General features: G+C 51.5%; 12 protein-coding genes, 1 pseudogene and 1 other annotated feature. Of the genes and pseudogenes, 5 read left to right on the top strand and 8 right to left on the bottom strand.

The window, feature by feature from the left end; translation table 11 throughout:
- Window positions 1-35: 35 nt before the first annotated feature.
- The 4 genes from DQX05_RS18860 to DQX05_RS18875 form a co-directional block, all read right to left on the bottom strand.
- On the bottom strand, window positions 36-299 hold the full coding sequence (locus DQX05_RS18860) for a hypothetical protein (RefSeq protein ID WP_119795040.1): 264 nt from the start codon (window positions 297-299) through the stop codon (window positions 36-38).
- A 443-nt stretch (window positions 300-742) separates the two neighbouring features.
- Window positions 743-1,342 (bottom strand): zinc ribbon domain-containing protein, encoded by a 600-nt coding sequence (locus tag DQX05_RS18865; RefSeq protein WP_259392102.1) that lies wholly within the window; start codon window positions 1,340-1,342, stop codon window positions 743-745.
- Between the two features lie 125 nt (window positions 1,343-1,467).
- The gene (locus tag DQX05_RS18870; protein WP_119795041.1) at window positions 1,468-4,560 is read right to left on the bottom strand and encodes an efflux RND transporter permease subunit; all 3,093 of its coding nucleotides are present in this window, start codon (window positions 4,558-4,560) and stop codon (window positions 1,468-1,470) included.
- 1 nt (window position 4,561) lies between these two features.
- A complete protein-coding gene (locus DQX05_RS18875) occupies window positions 4,562-5,602 on the bottom strand; it encodes an efflux RND transporter periplasmic adaptor subunit (protein ID WP_119795042.1) in 1,041 nt (346 codons plus the stop codon).
- A 200-nt stretch (window positions 5,603-5,802) separates the two neighbouring features.
- Between DQX05_RS18875 and DQX05_RS30930 the strand changes: the two are divergent.
- Together DQX05_RS30930 and DQX05_RS18880 are read left to right on the top strand one after the other, a co-directional pair.
- Window positions 5,803-5,955: pseudogene (locus tag DQX05_RS30930) on the top strand (hypothetical protein); the annotation flags it as partial.
- Window positions 5,956-6,086: 131 nt separating this feature from the next.
- Window positions 6,087-8,048, top strand: coding sequence for an ATP-dependent DNA helicase (locus tag DQX05_RS18880; RefSeq protein ID WP_119795076.1), 1,962 nt, complete (start codon window positions 6,087-6,089; stop codon window positions 8,046-8,048).
- A 202-nt stretch (window positions 8,049-8,250) separates the two neighbouring features.
- Here DQX05_RS18880 and DQX05_RS18885 read toward each other — a convergent pair whose 3' ends face one another.
- The 3 genes from DQX05_RS18885 to DQX05_RS18890 form a co-directional block, all read right to left on the bottom strand.
- A complete protein-coding gene (locus DQX05_RS18885; RefSeq protein ID WP_119795043.1) occupies window positions 8,251-9,129 on the bottom strand; it encodes an AraC family transcriptional regulator in 879 nt (292 codons plus the stop codon).
- A 370-nt stretch (window positions 9,130-9,499) separates the two neighbouring features.
- A complete protein-coding gene (locus DQX05_RS30355) occupies window positions 9,500-9,802 on the bottom strand; it encodes an IS1 family transposase (RefSeq protein WP_147385206.1) in 303 nt (100 codons plus the stop codon).
- A 135-nt stretch (window positions 9,803-9,937) separates the two neighbouring features.
- A complete protein-coding gene (locus DQX05_RS18890) occupies window positions 9,938-10,888 on the bottom strand; it encodes a LacI family DNA-binding transcriptional regulator (protein WP_119795044.1) in 951 nt (316 codons plus the stop codon).
- A 250-nt stretch (window positions 10,889-11,138) separates the two neighbouring features.
- Here DQX05_RS18890 and DQX05_RS18895 point away from each other — a divergent pair, with 250 nt between their 5' ends.
- The 3 genes from DQX05_RS18895 to DQX05_RS18905 all read left to right on the top strand — a co-directional run bounded on the left by DQX05_RS18895 (window position 11,139) and on the right by DQX05_RS18905 (window position 15,806).
- Window positions 11,139-11,705, top strand: coding sequence for a TetR/AcrR family transcriptional regulator (locus DQX05_RS18895; protein ID WP_119795045.1), 567 nt, complete (start codon window positions 11,139-11,141; stop codon window positions 11,703-11,705).
- Between the two features lie 76 nt (window positions 11,706-11,781).
- On the top strand, window positions 11,782-14,967 hold the full coding sequence (locus DQX05_RS18900) for a bifunctional cytochrome P450/NADPH--P450 reductase (RefSeq protein WP_119795046.1): 3,186 nt from the start codon (window positions 11,782-11,784) through the stop codon (window positions 14,965-14,967).
- A gap of 242 nt (window positions 14,968-15,209) precedes the next feature.
- A complete protein-coding gene (locus DQX05_RS18905; RefSeq protein ID WP_259392103.1) occupies window positions 15,210-15,806 on the top strand; it encodes a hypothetical protein in 597 nt (198 codons plus the stop codon).
- Window positions 15,807-16,337: 531 nt separating this feature from the next.
- On the opposite strand, the gene DQX05_RS18910 is transcribed toward DQX05_RS18905, so the two are convergent.
- Window positions 16,338-18,059 (bottom strand): alkaline phosphatase, encoded by a 1,722-nt coding sequence (locus tag DQX05_RS18910; protein ID WP_119795047.1) that lies wholly within the window; start codon window positions 18,057-18,059, stop codon window positions 16,338-16,340.
- 232 nt (window positions 18,060-18,291) lie between these two features.
- Window positions 18,292-18,517 (top strand) — a binding site (T-box leader).
- Window positions 18,518-18,593 lie beyond the last annotated feature (76 nt).

Raw genomic sequence — 18,593 nt, forward strand, 5'->3', positions numbered from 1 at the left:
TAAGCCAAATCTGCAAAACTGCACGATTTCAACACCTATTCGGTAAGCGAAATCCTGCGCAAATACAGCAATTCGATATGGACGACTTGACCAGAAAGGGAATCCTGCAAAACTGCAGGAATTTCACCCGTTTCGCTTCGACTTGAAGCAAAAGGGCCTAAAATGATGTAGATTTGCAGCAATTCCTCGGGATGTGACTCATTGAGCCGAAATTCCTGTAAAATAGCAGCAATTTCCTCCACGCGTTCAAGCCCCAGAAGGCGATGCCTCCAGAAGGCAACGATGCCTCCAGATGGCAATGATGCCTCCAGATGGCAATGATGCTTCCTGAAGGCGATGATGCCCCCAGGATCCGACGCTGTCTCTTGGATCCCGTAAAATCAGGCTGTTGAGAAGTGTATGGGAGTTTTCGCCACTGCATTTTTTATATAGTGGATCTCGTCTCTCCGTAGAAAAAATTCTGAGTGCCAAGTTTTGATTGTGTAAATGGACATCTCCACCCCTCCGTAAAAAACAGGGTTTTTCCAACGGCCTGAGGCCTTGCATGATTTTTTAGTCGAATATTTCGCGGCTGATCCGCTTGAGCCGGTGGCCAGCACTGTATATGGAGAGCGCGAGGGATTCCTGCATTAACGTTGGATTCACTCGCTCAGCCGCCGTCTTCCCGCTTCTATATTTTCTGTTATCCTGGCTTGCCCCGCATTGTTGCGCACTGCCTAGGAGACAGCCTCGGGCTGCCTTGTCACTTTACCGGACCGCCGCACAGAACGCAGTTCTCCAAGTCGCCATTCAACAGCGCACCGCATTGCGGGCAGTTGACAACGAGCACAGGATCGTCCCGTCGACTGCGCGAAGCGGGGATGATCTCGGTTGGCTCCAGCGGCATCGCTTGACCGCAATGGTTGCAGAATCTGGATTCCTGGGTGATGACGGCGCCGCAGGCACATATTTTCTCGCCCTTGGCCTTGCGGAGCTGCTTCTCCAGTGCGGCAATCTCTCCTTCCAGCCGCTGGATGGCTTGTGAGAGGCTCTCGATGTGATGCATCTGCTCCGTCAGCTCCTGTTTGACATGCGCCTCATGCACCATCTCGCCGAGCAGGGTGAGCTGCGCGGTTTTATCTTTCTTTTTCCCTGCAATCTGCGCGCTGATACGCGTAACCTCCACAGTCTGCTGCGCTTTATCCTTCACTTGATTGAGACCAAGCTTCATTTTATCCATAAAACTCAATGCCGCTACCTCCATTCGGTTATCGTCCTGTTCTTTCTCGCTGACCTGATCAATCGGCTGTCCTGCGCGAATGAGGCTATTCGGAATAAGTCCGCATGACATGAAATGAAACATCGTGCCGCTTCTATAATATAATGCGTAATCCGCTTTGTTGCATAGGCTGAGACGAACAAACCTCCGTTCTGCCGAGTGGCGGAACGGAGGTTGTCTCTTTGTCTTGCCTAACTTGTCAGCTCTCGTTACACGGCTGCTTCGTGCGCGGTCTCGTTCTTGTCCTTTCTCGTGAACAGACGCTTGATCCAGTTCGAGAAATCATCCAGGTACGTGTACATAACCGGCACCAGCAGCAGGGTAAAGATGGTCGAGCTGGAGAGGCCGAAGATGACGACGATAGCCAGCGGCGCTTGCATCTCCGCGCCTTCCCCGATGCCGAGCGCGAGTGGAATCAAGCCGAGCACGGTCGTTAATGTCGTCATGAAAACCGGACGCAGCCGGCTCGGGGCTCCCTGCATAATCGCCTCATGCCGTTCCAGCCCGTATCTGCGCTGGATGTTGATATAATCGACGAGAATGATCCCGTTGTTCACGACGACCCCCGCCAGCATAATGACCCCGATTAAGGCGGTCACGCTGAGCGGCGTCCCGGTAATGAACAATCCGAAGAGGACTCCGACGAACATGGTCGGCATCGAGAACATAATAATGAACGGATACAGCAGCGATTCGAACTGCACCGCCATGACGACGTAGACGAGGAAAATCGAGAAGACAAGCGCGATTGCCAGATCGGCGAATGCATTCATCATTTCTTCCGTCTCTCCGCCCATCGAGTAGGTGTACCCTTCAGGGAAGTTCATCTTCTGCAGCGCCTGTTCGATCTCGGTCGATACGCTGCCCAGGTCTCTTCCGGCCAGATCGGCCGTCACGTTGATCTGCCGCTGCTGATTCTCCCGCTGTATCATAACCGGTCCCTGCAGCTGCTGGAACTGGGCGACGGCGGACAGCGGAACCAGCTGGCCCGTCTGCGATTGAATCGTCAGCGCATTCAAGGCGGAGATGCTGTCCCGTTCCGCCTCCGGCAGGATGACGCGCACGTCATATTCGTTGCCGCCTTCGCGGTACTGCGTCGCCAGCTGCCCGTTCATCGCCAGCGAGATCTCGTTCATAATCTGCTGATAGGACAAGCCGTAGGTGGCGGCGAGGCTGCGGTCGATCGAAATGTTCAGCTCCGCGTTGCCCTCGGCGGCCGAAGAATCCGCATTGTAGACCCCTTGGATATCTGAAATGAGCCAGACGACCTGAGAAGCTATCTCTTCCAGCACATCCTGCTCTTGTCCGTTCAGCTTGATCTGAATCGGCGAGCCCGCACCGAAGCCGGATTCCATGGCTGATACGGTAATCTCCGCTCCAGGGATTTCGCTTACCGCATCCGTCAGCTCCTGCATCATCTCCTTCGTCGTCATCTCGCGTTCGGTCGCCCGGATGAGCTGGATCGTGAAGGTGGCCGAATTGGCGCCTCCGCCGAACGGGCCGCCTCCGCCAATCGATTCCGAAGCGGTATCGATGATGCTCTCATATGGCTTCAACAGGGCGGCCACATCGTCGGCCACCTTCTTCGTCTCTTCCAGATTCGTGCCGCTTGGCGTCTGAACGCTGATCTGAATCTGTCCCTGATCGCCGCCCGGCATGAATTCCATGCCGATGAGCGGAGCGAGGAAGAAGCTGCCCACGAGCAGGAGTATCGTAGCGAACACCGTCGTCTTGCGATGTCCCAGCGCCCAGCGCAGGATGCGCTTGTAGCCGGAGACGAACGATCCGAAGAAGCGGAGATACCAGCCCTTCTTCTCGGATTGCACGATCTTCTTCTGCGATATGATCTTGGAGGACAGCGTCGGAATCAGCGTAATCGCCACGACGAGCGAAGCGATCAGCGAGAAGCAGACCGTCAAGGCAAGCGGACGGAAAATATCCGATGTGATGCCCTGAACGAATACGATCGGCAGAAATACGACCAATGTCGTCGTCGTCGAGGCGATAACAGCCGAGGCCAGCTCGGAGGCGCCCTTAACAGCGGCTTCCTTCATGGACATGCCTTTCTGCCGGTAGGTGAAGATGTTCTCCAGGATGACGATCGAGTTATCGACCATCATGCCGATGCCGAGGGCGAGTCCGCCCATGGAGATGATGTTCAGCGTCTGTCCGGTAAAATACATCAGCGTAAACGTCGAGATGATCGCGATCGGCATCGATAACGCGATAACGAACGTGGAGCGGATGCTGCGCAAGAACAGAATCAGGATGAACACGGCCAACAAGCCGCCGCTCATCATATTGCTAACGACGCTGTCGATCGACTGCCGGATAAATATCGATGTATCAGATACCTTCTTCAGCTCGATGCCCTGTGGCAGATCCTGCTGAAGCTGGCTGACCGCCTTGTCGACGTTGTCCGCGACGGCGACGGTATTGGCATCCGATTGGCGCTGCACCGACAGGACGAGCGCCGGAGCTCCGTCCACCAGCGTCAGCGAGCTCTGCTTCTTGAAGGTATCGTTAATATCGGCGATATCGTTGACTCGAATCTGTCCGCCGCCAGGCAGATGAATCAATGTCCGGCCGATATCTTCGACGGATGTAAATTCGCCTCTGACCCGGATTTGCAGATCCTGCACGCCCTTCGGCACCGAGCCGGCAACGGCTGATTTGTTCTCCGCGTTGATTGCCTGGACGACCTGCGACGCCCCGATGCCGTAGCGCGCGAGATTCGCCCGGTTCAGCTCGACGAGAATCTCCCGGGTCTTGCCGCCGGAAACCGATACCGACGCGACGCCGTTCTCCCGTTCCAGGAACGGGATGATGTTCGTGTCCGCGATCTCCTGCAGCTTCTCCGGCGAATCGCCCGTCAAGCCCAGCGTAATAATAGGCATCTGATTCGGGTCGAACCGGAGCACGGAAGGATCATTGGCATCCTCGGGAAGCATTCTTTTGATCTGATCGACCTTCTCCCTGACGTCGATCAGGGCGTTGTCCATATTTGTACCGGTCTTGAATTGCAGCATGACGAGCGAGGAGTTCGCCTGCGATTGCGAAGACACGGTGTCAATTCCCTGGATTGTGCTCAACGAAGCTTCGAGCGGTCTCGATATAAGCTTCTCGATCTCTTCAGGCGCCGCACCTTGATAGGAGGTCGCGACGACGGCGATCGGTAGATCGATTTTAGGGAACAGATCGATCGCGAGGTTGCGCAGACTGACCATACCGAGCGCGAGGATCGCGAGCACAACCATCATGACGCCGATAGGACGCTTAACGGAGACGTCAATAATTTTCACGTTAGCGCGCCCCCTCGATGATTTTCACTTTATTGCCGTCGGACAAGGTCATTTGTCCCTTGATGACGATTTGATCCTTCGCCTGGAGATTGCCTTTCACCGCCGTTAATTTCGATTGGGCTTCCAGTACTTCGACGGCTTCTTCCACGGCTCGTCTATTTTTGACGATAAACACATGCGACTCGCCGTTCTTCTCCACAATCGCTTCGGTAGGAACGAGGAGAGCGTCCTTCAGCACTTCCTGGTCGACGATGAACTTGGCTGTCATGCCGGGCTTGATCTCGCCCTTCGCATTGTCGGCTTGCGTCTCCAAGGCGTAGAATCCGCCTTCATTGGCGACGGGCGATAGATACGTGATCCGGGCGGTGAAGGTCTTGCCCACATCCGGCACTTCGACCTTCGTCTCCTTCCGGTTCTGAAGCAAGAGCATCTGATTCGCGCTGACATTGGCCGAGAACTTCACCGGATTGGTGGATACGATCGTGAACAGCGGGGATGTTGAGGTAACGAATTCTCCCGCTTCTGCAGCAACCCGAATGACCTGTCCGCTCATCGGGGCCTTCAAGGTCGCATTGGCCAGCCGGCTGCTTGCCTGCTTGACGCGAAGCTGAGCCTGCTCAATGCTGCGCTTCGCCTGATCCAGCTCCAGATCGGACGCTTGGGCGTTATGTAGTGTCTTGTACTGATCCTGCGCCTGCTCCAGATTGAACTGCTCAAGCTTAAGCTGGATTTCGAGGTCATCCGCATCAATGGTCCCGAGCGTTGCCCCTTTGGAGACCATATCGCCCTTTTTGACATTCAAGCGGATCAGCTCGCCATTCAGCTTTGGAATGATATCGACAGATCTGCTTGGATTGGCTGTACCGATAATTTCATTTTGTTGGCTGAGAGAGCCTTTCTCTACTTCGGCGACCTGAACAGGGGTTTCCTTCTCCTGCTCCGCCCCTTGCGCGGGCTCTTCGTCCGTAGCACCGCTGCATCCCGCCAGCGCTGTCCCGAGCATTGCTGCGACGAGGCAGCTTACAAGCCATCGGTTTCTCACGTTTTCTCCAACTCCCTTTTGCTAACGATGTGTCAATGAACTACCTAATAATACGTGTGGATTAGATCACAGTTTCATTTTGATAGATGAAAATGAACCGTGGGTCACTTTGATTATTATACGATTTCTTACATGTCTTTGCATCTAGATCTGTGAGATAATAACGTTGCGTTCATGCTAGATGCGAAAGGGAGGACTTCCAGTTGGTGCAAAAGTGGTTCGAAGAAGCGAAGCTCGTCATTTTTATCCATTATGGCATTTATGCCGTAAGCGGCATGGATCCGGGGCTGCGATGCGTTGTCTGCGATGGCAGGCCGGGGCATTGCTGGATGCCGCGAAAATCGATAAAATAGGGATGAATGAATCCACTAGAAGAGGAGCAGGGTGCGAGGGAAAGCGCATGTCTTCGGAGATCGGGCATGCCGCGGACGCTCCATTCGGCTCCTCTTTTGAAGTCATGAACAAGATGGAGGCTATACATACGTTGGAACGGTACCCCTTTGATTATGACCCCGCTCGCCCTTATATTCCGCAGGTTAGTGACTGGGTGGCGGACGTTTTTTATGAAAGATTGCCGGAGGCCGGCTTTGAAGTGCGGGATGAGCAGATATATATGGCCTTCCAGCTGGAGCGCGCCTATGCCGAGAAGCAGGCCATTTTCGCCGAGGCCGGGGTAGGGACGGGCAAGACGCTGGCTTACTTGCTGTATGCCATTTGTTATGCCCGCTATATGCGGAAGCCGGCGGTTATCGCATGCGCGGATGAGTCGCTTATCGAGCAACTGGTGAAGCCGGAAGGCGATATCGCGAAGCTGTCGGCGCATCTGAAGCTGGACATCGATGCCAGACTTGGCAAATCACCGGATCAATACTTGTGTCTCGTGAAGCTGGATCAGGCCCGCTCTCAGTGGGAGGACGATGACGCGCCGCTGTATGACGCCATCTATGAAGGTCTGCCGCGCTTCGTCCGCCGCCCGGAGTCCCAGCAAGCGTTCCATGCGTACGGCGGCCGGACGGAATACCCGGATCTGAACGATGCCCGGTGGCAGCGGATCAACTGGGATACGTTCCAGGATTGCTTCGTGTGCGAGAAGCGGCACCGCTGCGGACAGACACTGTCCCGGGATCATTACCGCAAGGCTGCTGATCTGATCATTTGCTCGCATGATTATTACATGGAGCATCTGTGGACGGAGGAGAGCCGGAAGCGGGAAGGGCAATTGCCGCTGCTGCCGGACCATTGCGCGGTCGTCTTCGACGAAGGCCATCTGCTGGAGTCGGCCGCGCTGAAGGCGGTCAGCTACAAGCTCAAGCATGACGTATTCGAGGAGCTGCTGCTTCGCCTGTTGAACGGTGAGGTGCGGGAGAACCTGGCGCAGCTTATTGAGCGGGCGATTGACCAGAGCGGGTATCTGTTCCGCTCACTGGCTGACCGCAGTCGGACTATCGCTGGCTCCGACCGCAGCCGGGTGATGCTGGATGAACCGCTGCTGCAGGAGCTGCGCCGCTTCCGAGGAATTATTGATGACATCGAGGAAGCGCTTGTCTATGAGAGCGAGCTCTACACGCTGAACGGGTATGAGCTGCGCATCGTCGAAGAGCATCTCGAAATGATGCAGAAGGCGCTCGTACTATTCGATCGGGCGGACAAGCCGATATGCTGGACGACCGAGCGCCGAGACGGCCTCGTCTTCTCCATTATGCCGAAGACGATCAAGGAGATCTTAGGGGAGCGGCTCTTCACGTCACGGATGCCGATCGTCTTCTCTTCGGCGACGCTGTCGGTGGACGGCTCCTTCAAGTATGTGGCGGACAGTCTCGGGATGGGGGACTATTTGTCCTTCTCCGTCCCGTCTTCCTATGACTATGCGAATGTCATGCAGGCGGTGGCGCCGCTTCCTTACGGTCAGGACAGCTTCGCGGCGAAGATGGGGATGGCCTTCGCTATTCTGGAGCAGACACCTGGCGGCGCGCTGATGCTGTTCCGCTCGCGGGAGGAGCTGCAGCTTTTCAAGCGGGAAATGGAGGCTTCCGGCTATCCCGCTCAATCCGGCAAGCGCTTCCTGTATGAAGGGGATCAGGAGATCAGCCGCCTCATCTCCGCCTTCCAGACGGACACGGACAGCGTACTCTGTGCTGTCAGCCTGTGGGAGGGGCTGGACGTGCCGGGAGAGGCGCTGACCAAGGTGATCATCTGGTCGCTGCCTTACCCGCCGGACGATCCCGTGTTCCTGGCGAAGCGCGAAGCCGCGGCGGATCCGTTCGCCGAGATCGACATGCCTTACATGCTGCTTCGTCTCCGCCAAGGCATCGGACGGCTGATCCGCACGTCGTCTGACTATGGACGGGTCGCTATTTTGGACGGAGACGTATATCGCTCTGAACCGATCCGGGCCCAGATCCAAGCGGCATTCCCGGCGGGGGTTGCTATGAAGGAGAAGCTATAGTCAGTCGATTGTATAGGATGCGCACGTAATGAAGGGTGAAGGCTCTTTTTTCCTAGATAGGGAGAAAGAGCTTTTTTATTTGGCTCTGTTAGCGATAAGTGTTGATTTTTCATCAAATTCAAAAAGACCAGTCAATATCTACTGACTGGTCTAATATGGTAAATGAAGATTTAACGGAATAACACTTCTGTAAATATAATAATCATCCAAGTTTATCGCTAACTTTTTTCTTTACTGGCATCCAAATTTCGCTATATACATTTTCCGATGTACCATTGTACTTTGTAAAAGAAATTCCAGGTATATCTGTTACTTCATAATCTGAAGAAGGCAACCATACAGAATAAATTTTTGCGGTAGTTTCTTGAAGCGTAGCAGGAAATGGTCCTTGATTAGGGAAAATTGCCCATAAACTTTCTTCAATAGAAATTTGTTCTAAATCATCGAATGGATTTTCTTTTGTAGTTGCAAAACCAATCATATGAGTTAAGCAGCCTTTTTCTTCCAAGAAACCATCATCAAAATCATAGGATACATTCAAGACTTGATGAGGATATAAATCAGCTAATTGATGCATTTCATTTCTTTGTTGTTCGGTAATTGACTGGGCTAGTTCTAAGATCGCATTATTTTCACCTTCGAATTGAATTGGCACTCTTTTCGATACACCTACTATATTAAATTTCTCTTTTTTTTCAATTTTGAATTCCATGGATATTCCTCCTCTTATATCTATAAAGAATGAAAATTTGGGAAATGATTTTTGAATTTTGTTTTTAGCTACTTCTGAAGGTAAAAAACCACTCCATTCACGAAAGGCTCTTGAAAATCCTTCTATAGATTGATAGCCATATTTATAGGCAATATCTGTCACTTTTACTCCGTTTATTAATTCAACATTCGCAACTGATAATCTCCTATTTTTGATATACTCATTCAATGACATTCCAGCCATATACGAAAACATTCTTTTAAAATGATAATCAGATAGTCCTACAATTTTTGATATATCTTTTCCAGAGATTTCTTCCGTTAAATGGGTTTCGATGTAATCCATTAAATTATTGAATTCTTGTAACATTCATTTCCCTCCTTTACAAATACATATTATCGTTAAAATTTATTATTTACTCGATATTTTTGATACGGAATTTATCGGAACTTTCCATTATTATTATGGTCACTTAAACAATCATTTCATAACATTCTTTATTAGTCATCTATGACGTAGTCGATTACCTAAATGGAGTTCTAAGCTATCTTTTGTAGGCTTTCCACGTCCAATGACTTTATAGAATGTATTTTTCTCTCGATCACGAGCAATCAGCACACAGATTTGTTCAGTGGAAAGACCTCGTTTTTTAGCACTTCCACCACGTTTTCGAGAAGATCGGCGTGTTGGGATTGCCCCTTTTTGTGATTCTAAAAAATAGGTTTCATAAAAAGTCACTCTATTTTTCAGATTTTCGACAATGATAGAGAGGGGTATCAGCAGTTTCCGTAAATGTTTTATCACAGCACTTGCATTTATAACGTTGACGATCCTGTCCAGTTTTACCAAAGCGAACAATTTCATCCATTCCACAGTAAATGCAGCGAAATCCTTTATTAGCTTTCCGTTCATTTACTTCATGAAATATGGATTTTGATTCAAATAATGGTGTAAGGGTAGTTTTTAACCACGCAAATACACGCTCCTTACCAAATTGGTCTAAGCGTTCAATATCAGTACGAATTTGTTCTATCGTAGCCATTGAAACCACCCCACAAAATTGAAGCATCCATACAATCATTATAGAACGTAAGTTCTATTTTTCAAATATAAACATATATCACTAACAGAGCCTTTTATTTCTATTCTTTTTGCAAAGCGCGCATAGAATATACTGTTAGACCGATGATCTTGGAATAAACTGATATGGAATTTTTATTTTTACGCTGGATTTATTGATAATTAGCTCACATGCCTGTTCACCAACTTTGGATAATTGATGATCAATAGAAGTGATGCCTAAGCCGGCGCCAATAGGTTGATTTTCTTGTCCGATTATCGCTACATCATCAGGAATCTGAAGGTCAATTGACTTGGCGTACAGGTGAACTCCGCCAGCGACTTCATCCCCGTTTGCAAAAATAGCTGTAGGTCTCTGGGGCAAATCTAATAATCGCTTGGCGGCGCTGAATCCATCTTCAAGACAAAAACAATTGGATACATGAAATTCAGGTGGAAGCTTCCCAAATACCTCCTTATATGCGGCTATCATTTGCTGAGTGCTGACGCTCTCGATTCCTCTTGCCGATGTAAAAGCAACATGTTCATGCCCTTTATTTTTCAAGAGCTGAAAAGCCTCGACATAAGAAGAATATCTGTCAAAGTAAGAACAGCCGATTGCAGGGTGGGGCGTAAATTCACAGGCTGCGATTGCGCCATATTCCGTGTACGGTATGATGGAATCCCAGCCATTTGCTCTAGAAGCGATAATAATGCCGTCCAGCAGCTTGTTTTTTAATTTGGAGAGGTATTCGATTTCCTTTGTTTTGCTGTACTGGGATGGGAGCACGGTAACGGTATAATCCTTCTCAATCGCCTTTTTGAGCACTCCATTCAGGATTTGATCAAAGCATTGGCTATTGTTATAGGGAATGATGAGACCGATGATCTTTGTTTCGCCACGGATTAAGTCGATGGCGTTCTTGTTCGGGGTATAATTCAATTCATCAATAATGGTAAGTATCTTGTCCCGTTTGTCATCCGAAACATATTTATGGTTGTTCAGCACTCTTGAGACGGTTGCAACCGACACTCCGGCCATTTTGGCTATATCATAAATGTTCGCCATACGATTCTTCTCCTGTTGAGATAATTGGTAAGATTAGACTTCTAGTACGTCTGATCAGAGTTGATTAGGGGATTCTTAATGATATCATATTTTGTGAAAAGGATTTCAAGTCAATGATTAGGAAGTACATCATCGGTGTTTCAGGCGGGCCCTTTTCACAGAAATTTGAATTTTATGCTCTTGAAGTATTGAAATTATTGGTATAATATACAAGGGAATGAACATTCATTCCGCGAGAAAGGTGAGTTTAGTGGCGACGACGAAGAGAGAAGACATTTTACAGGCAGCATTGCATTTGTTTACGGAGCGCGGCTTCGATGCGACAACGGTACCGATGATAGCCGAGAGTGCCAACGTGGGAGCCGGTACGATTTATCGGTATTTCGAGAACAAAGAGGTCCTTCTGAATTCATTGTTTCAAGAATGGACGGAGCGATTTTTCCACACGGTAACCCATGGTTTCCCCGAATCGGGTACTGTGCGGCAGCAATTTCATCACATTTTTATGCAGACGATCCACTTTGCCAAAGGAAACAGAGAAGCGTTTTCGTTCATTGATTCGCACTTGAATCCTCGATTGCTGGACGAAAAAAGCCTGAAAACATTCGAAGTGGGCATGGATTTTATTCGTCACTTCTTAGTCCAAGGACAGCAGCAAGGAATCATCTCCCCCTTGCCGCCCAATGCCTTGATTTCCATTTTCTATGGCGCTCTCGTCAAGCTATTCGAAACGATCAGAGCGGAGGTATTGGAGGAAACGGACGAGCTTCTTGCCGGCGTGGAGGAATGTTGTTGGAATGCGATACGGGTCCATTGACCCGGTCGCTTTTCATACCGCAAACGGAATGAATATTCATTCCGCGATGCCATTAATAGTGAGGAGGCGTAGTAGGATGACGATTGCGATTCCACAGCCCAGAACGTACGGGCCGCTAGGCAATCTGCCCCAGCTTGATACGGATATGCCTATTCAGTCGTTCATGAAGCTGGCGGAAGAGTATGGTGAATTTTTTCGTTTGAAGTTGCCATTTGGACATTTGCACATTGTGTCCGGCTATGAATTGGTGAAGGATCTGACCGATCCGTCCCGTTTTGACAAAATCGTTGAAAAAACCGTGCTGGAAAAGGTACGCGTCCTCTTGGGGGACGGGTTGTTCACTTCGGAAACCGAGGAGCCGAATTGGCGGAAGGCACACAATATTTTGCTCCCGAGCTTCAGCCGGACGGCGATGCGCGGCTATTTCGACAAGATGCTCGAGATCGCGATCCAGCTGGTGCAGAAGTGGTCGCGCCTCAATCCGGAGGAAAGCGTGGATGTGCCGGAAGATATGACGCGGCTGGCGCTGGACACGATTGGGTTATGCGGCTTCAATTATCGGTTTAACAGCTTTTACCGTGAGCAATCGCATCCGTTCGTCGCCAGCATGGTGCGGGCCCTTAGTGAAACGATGAGCCAAGCGCAGCGCCTCGGCATTCAGGATATGCTGATGGTGAAGTCGAGACGCCAGCTCCAGCAGGATCTCGAATTCATGTTCTCCTTGGTAGACAAAATTATCGCCGAACGGAAGGCCCATGGTCAGCAGGGAGAGGATGACTTGCTGGCCCATATGCTCCAGGGCCAAGATCCGGAGACGGGAGAGGCGCTGGATGACAGGAACATTCGCTATCAGATTATTACGTTCTTGATCGCCGGTCATGAGACGACGAGCGGTTTATTATCCTTTGCGCTGTACTATCTGTTGAACAATCCCGAGAAGCTGCAAAAGGGATATGATGAGGTAGACCGCGTGTTAACGGATCCGGTTCCCACGTACGCTCAGGTGAAGAACTTGAAATACGTCCGCATGATTCTTGATGAAGCCTTGCGTCTATGGCCGACGGCTCCGGGATTCTCTTTGCAGGCGAAGAAGGATACGATGCTGGCTGGAAAATATGCGGTGAACCAAGGTGACCGGATGGTCGTGCTGATTCCCCAATTGCATCGGGACGTGTCCGCATGGGGCGCGGATGCGGAGATGTTCCGCCCGGAGCGGTTCGAGGACCCGATCCGGGTGCCGCATGATGCATACAAGCCGTTCGGAATCGGGCAGCGGGCCTGCATCGGCCAGCAGTTCGCGCTGCAGGAGGCGACGCTAGTGCTGGGACTGCTGCTCAAACATTTCGAGTTCATCGATCATACCCGTTACGAACTGAAGGTGAAGGAGACGCTGACGGTGAAGCCCGATGGCTTCACGATCCGAATTCGTCCCCGCAGCAGACAAACCGGCTTTTTGTTCGGAGTCGGCGGGGGAGGGGCAACTGCACCGAAGAAAAATGCCGTCGAACGGGAAGCCTTGGCTCCGGCGGAGCGCCATGATACCCCGCTGCTCGTGCTGTACGGCTCCGATCTGGGCACGGCTGAGGGGATTGCCCGCGAGTTGGCGGATACGGCGCGTTACCAGGGCTTCCAGAGCAAGGTAGCGGCGCTGAATGATTATGCAGGGAAGCTGCCTACGGAGGGCGTGATATACATCGTTACGTCGTCCTATAACGGCATGCCGCCCAATAATGCACGCGGCTTTGTCCAGTGGCTTCGGGAAGTAAACCCTGGCGAATTGGAAGGAGTTCGCTATTGCGTCTTCGGCTGCGGCGACCGCAACTGGGCCAGCACGTATCAGAGCGTTCCGGCATGGATTGACGGGCAGATGGCGGCCAAAGGGGCGAAGCGGCTTGTACCGCTTGGCGGCGGCGATGTTGGCGGCGATTTCGAGACCGAGGTGGAGAACTGGCGCGATCAGCTCTGGCCTGAGGTCATGAGCTCGTTAGGTCTGACCTTCAAAGCGAGGGAGCATCAAGCCAGCCCGGATCTGTCCTTGGAAGTGGTCCGCGGCATGAGCGAGGCGCCGCTTGCCGAATCGTACGACGCTCATTATGCCAAGATCGTAGACAACCGCGAGCTTCAAAAAGCCGGAGGCGGACGCAGCACGCGCCATATTGAAATTGCACTTCCGGAGGGGATCACGTATCTGGAGGGAGATCATCTGGGTGTGTTCCCTCAGCATCGCAAGGAACTCGTGGAACGTGTCTTGAACCGCTTCGGATTGGATGGCAACGACCATATCATTCTGAAAACCTCCGGACTTTGCATGGCGCATCTGCCGCTGGATCGCCCCGTCAAGCTGTTCGACTTGCTCGGCCGCAGCGTGGAATTGCAGGAGTCGGCGACCCGGGCCCAGATACGGGAGCTTGCGGCACGGACCGCATGCCCGCCTCATAAGCGGGAGTTGGATGTATTGCTGGAGGAAGAGCCATACAAGTCCAATATTTTGCAGCAACGGATATCGATGCTTGATTTGTTGGAAAAATATGCAGCCTGTGAAATGCCGTTCGAACGGTTTTTGGAGCTTCTGCCTCCGCTGAAAGCGAGATCCTATTCGATTTCCAGTTCTCCGCGCGTGCAGCCGCAGCAGGCCAGCATTACGGTTAGCGTGGTGCATGGTCCGGCCTGGAGCGGCCAAGGCGAGTACCGCGGCGTCGCTTCCAATTATCTTGCAGGCCTGCAGGCGGGAGAATCCGTCATGATGTTCGTCCGCACCCCGGAGTCGGGCTTCCGGCTCCCGGAAGATCCGGGCACTCCGATGGTTATGGTCGGACCGGGGGTAGGAGTCGCGCCGTTCCGCGGGTTCCTTCAGGCTCGACGCGCGCTCAAGCGGCAAGGAGCCCAGCTTGGCGCGGCACATCTTTATTTCGGCTGCCGCGATGCAGCGGATCATATCTATCTAGAAGAGATGGAGCAGTTCCAGCAAGAGGGGCTTGTTACGGTGCACACCGCATTTTCGCGGCTTCCGGGGCAGCCGAAAACGTATGTCCAGCATCTGATGCAGGAGCGGGATAGGGAGATCATCGGCATGCTGGATCGGGGAGGACAATTCTATGTGTGCGGCGACGGAAGCAGGATGGCCCCGGATGTAGAGGCTGCCTTGCTGGGATGTTATCAAACGGTTCACGGCGTTAGCGAAGCGGAGGCGAAAGCATGGCTCGAGCGGCTCGAGGCGGAAGGGCGTTACGTCAAAGACGTGTGGGCCGGCGGAAAGGCTTGAACGGCGGAATGTATTTGAATGAGGCGCAAATGCAAAGATACGAAGAGTGGTAGCTTCCATAGAAAGAGCCTTAGTCCGATGCGCAAGCGGATTAAGGCTTTTTGCTTATTGTTCAGGTGAAGAAAAGGTGAGGCTGCTCTATTTCTTCAAATTTTCCGATAGCAATTATATAATTATATCGTCATGAAAGTGTAGAAAATTATACAAGAGGGTTGCCACATACTGAAATGGGGAAATCGTTAATGGATAAAAAAGCGGTGCATTTGCGCAGCGCGCTCTCCAGTTGGAGCTTGTCCCGGCAATTAACAGCGCATATATTTGACAGCAACGTAGGGAAATATACCGATCCGGAGAAAGGTAGAAACTACGCGATGTATGGGGATTGCCATATTTGCGACCGCTGCCATATCGCCAGCCTCGAAATCTATCAAGACGAGGATCTGAATGTGCTGAACTTCGAGCGAATCAAATGGGGCGGCATTCGCTTGAATTACCTTCCTTATATGCTGCTCGATCTGGAGCTGCTGAGCAGGGAAGAGGACATTGAGGTACAAGCAGAGGATGTAGCCATATTGCGCCAGGTGCTCGAAACCATATCCAACTGCGAGCCAACCGATGCGGCGCGTCAGTTAGAGAAGCGGCTCCACGGTGTTTTTCCTTCCAGCAAGCAGGAGCGGGATGTCTGTATGGAAATTCTCGCAACGGCGGGGATTCTGGTCCCGAGTAAAGACAGGCCTGGCCGCGGAGGGAAAAATGACTTTTTTGCCGTCGTCAACTGGCGCGGGGAGGATGGGTATTCTGAGCATGAGGTGCGGAACTTGTTTGGCGCTTGGTTGTAGAAAAATTCGCGCGTTCTCTCCCCTGTTCATGTGCCGGATAACTTATAATGGCGGACCAATGCTGCAAAAGTGCAGGATTTTTGGCCGTTTTCGGTGGTTTAAGAGGAAATTGATGCAGCGCTGCATCAATTTCGAGACATAACGGGTAGAATACAAATTATAAGGGGAAAATGATGTAATTTTGCAGGATTGGCGTCGAGTAGGCTTGCCCGATGAATCAAAACTGCATTTTAGCAGGATTGGTGATGCGGCGGGGCATGTGCGGCTGCTGCTCATATCGCGCGATATAGGGTGCTGCCCATATGGAAGTCGAGGGGGAGGCATCCTGACTTGAAGGTACGGTTGCGGCCACCTTGACTTGAAGTCGCGGCTGCGCATCCTTGCGGTTGCGGCCATCCTTGTGGATGCGGCGGGAAGATCTGGATGCACCCAGCATTGACTAGAAGGGCCGAACGAGTCGGCTCATAGGCATAGGGTAGCCCTCTTGAAAAAAGGCAGGATGATAAGCATCATCCCGCCCAATAGATCACCTTAGTTCAATATAATGCGTTCGGACAAGGCATCCCACTTCAACGCTTGGCCTGTCAATTGGTTGAACGCTTCCAGATTCAGATAGAGGACATTGCCATCGAGCTCGGCCGGAAGGGTGCTGGCTTTGCCGTTCAAGGTCACTTTGCGGCCGCCCTGTACTTTCAAGGTAACATTGCCTTTCGTAAATGTCGTGACCTTCGCGTTCTTGTTATCCGTGACTTTAATTTGCAGCGCTTGAGCGAGCTTGACGGCAGGGAACAGAACGGTGCCGTCATCGTCTACTTTATATTTCGGGTACAAGTGCTTGGTTTGCAGATCTTTTGTTGCTTTTTCTAAATCTACCCCTGCGACTTGCGCAATGCTGGTTGCGATTGCTGTGTTGTCGATCTGCCCTTGGACATGCTGCATGATCGGACCGTAAGCCCACACGCCGACGTCGACGGCCGAGTGTCCATGGCCGGACCAGCCGATCAAGTAACGCTTGGCCATCACTTGATTGAAGGCGCCTTCCTGCTTATAAGAGGTTCCGTCTCCCTGTAATATATATTGCGCTTCTTCTTCCGTAATATCGGAAAATCCGGTATATTTCTGGACTAGCTGCTTGATTCCCGCTGTTGACGTTGCCTGCGCAAGCTGTGGCGCGAGCAGCTCGGAAGAGATTTTTTGTGCGTCCCATGCGTCCACGTTCAGTTCATAAATATTGTCACGGGAAAGCGAGAGGCCGCCCGTCTCATGGTCGGCTGTAATGACCACGGATGTGTTGCCGTCCTTCTTAGCGAAGTCAAGCGCTACCTTCACGGCGGCGTCGAAATCGAGCGTCTCCTGGATCATCGCGCCGAAATCATTCGCGTGGGCGGCTTGGTCAATGCGTCCGCCCTCAACCATCATCGTGAACCCTGTCGGATTCGTGGACAGAGCTTCGATCGCCTTGGCCGTCATGTCGGCAAGACTCGGGGTCTCTGGCTTGCGATCCAGCACATAATCGACATGGGAATCATGGAACAAGCCGAGAATTTTTTGGTTTTTGGACGTTAAAGCCGCCAAACCTTTTTTATCGTAAACGACTTTATAGCCCTTTTTCTCGAAATCGGGAATGATCGTCTTGTCGTCACGCTTGCCTTTGAACTCCTTGCTGACGAAATGACGCTTTCCGCCGCCCAGCAGGACATCAACGCCGGCCTCCAAATATTGAGAGGCGATCGCATTTTCATTATCGCGGTTGCGGACGTGCGCGGCGTACACAGCCGGAGTAGCATGCGTGATTCGTGCTGTCGTCACTAATCCAGTCGACTTGCCAGCGGCTTTGGAAGCTTCGATGACGGAAGCGAATGGCTTGGAAATATCCTCGTTCGAGACGCTGATGGCCGCGTTGTAGGTTTTATGTCCGCTCGCGAAGGCCGTTCCCGCGGATGCAGAATCCGTAACTTCTCCGGACACGATTGTATCTCCGTCTTCGCCTTTGTCAGCAAAGGTTGTGGCTTGACCGACGTAAATGCTGTCCAGGTTCAAAGCCGGCTTCTTTAGCTTATTTTTGGAGTAGATCCGTGCTGCGGATACTTGCGCGGGTCCCATGCCATCGCCGATGAGCACGATAACGTTTTTGGATTCCGGCTGCCGCTTACCTGCTCCCGCGGCAAATGCCTTGTCAGATTGCGATGCGCCAAATGGAAGCATGAGCAGCGCCAGGGCCGCAACCAGCGATTTCTGTACGAATGATTTCATTTGATATCCCTCCAAGCGAATATGTACTTACCCCCCTTCATTATGGAAGGGGATTGTTAATGGAATTGTTAGGATATGTATTCGGAATGTGAAGCGGATATAAATGTTTTGTAAAAGGAGTGAGAGGCTTGAATATCTTTTGGCGGAGTGTGATCAAGCGGGGCCATAATTCTGGCTGCATCTATTTGACAACCGATTCATAATTCACTATAATGGCTTGTAATCTTATACGGAATATACGTTGAAAGAGCGCAGTAGCAGGCAGTCACTGTTCACAGAAAGCCAGGGGTTGATGGGACCTGGCAGCATACTGTTTCCTTGCGAATTACACTCTGGAGTATCTTGGGTAATGCCAAGCGGGATAGCTCACGATAATGGGCTGAGAGCGGTATGATGATCCGGTTGTTCCGGTTATTGTACAAGTTGGGTGGTAACGCGGTTATTCAATCGTCCCTGGATCTGCTGGTGCAGATGAGGGGCGATTTTTTATTTTAGCGTATATTCAGGCATATAAGACCAAGACAGAAGGACAGG

Origin of the sequence: Paenibacillus thiaminolyticus, assembly GCF_003591545.1 — a bacterium.
GTDB lineage: Bacteria > Bacillota > Bacilli > Paenibacillales > Paenibacillaceae > Paenibacillus_B > Paenibacillus_B thiaminolyticus_A.

What these genes read in the sequence shown, in the direction of transcription:
- DQX05_RS18910 (WP_119795047.1), bottom strand. Translation starts at nt 18,059, where the DNA reads ATGAAATCATTCGTACAGAAATCGCTGGTTGCGGCCCTGGCGCTGCTC.
- DQX05_RS18900 (WP_119795046.1), top strand. Translation starts at nt 11,782, where the DNA reads ATGACGATTGCGATTCCACAGCCCAGAACGTACGGGCCGCTAGGCAAT.
- DQX05_RS18865 (WP_259392102.1), bottom strand. Translation starts at nt 1,342, where the DNA reads ATGTTTCATTTCATGTCATGCGGACTTATTCCGAATAGCCTCATTCGC.
- DQX05_RS18885 (WP_119795043.1), bottom strand. Translation starts at nt 9,129, where the DNA reads ATGTTACAAGAATTCAATAATTTAATGGATTACATCGAAACCCATTTA.
- DQX05_RS30355 (WP_147385206.1), bottom strand. Translation starts at nt 9,802, where the DNA reads ATGGCTACGATAGAACAAATTCGTACTGATATTGAACGCTTAGACCAA.
- DQX05_RS18890 (WP_119795044.1), bottom strand. Translation starts at nt 10,888, where the DNA reads ATGGCGAACATTTATGATATAGCCAAAATGGCCGGAGTGTCGGTTGCA.
- DQX05_RS18905 (WP_259392103.1), top strand. Translation starts at nt 15,210, where the DNA reads ATGGATAAAAAAGCGGTGCATTTGCGCAGCGCGCTCTCCAGTTGGAGC.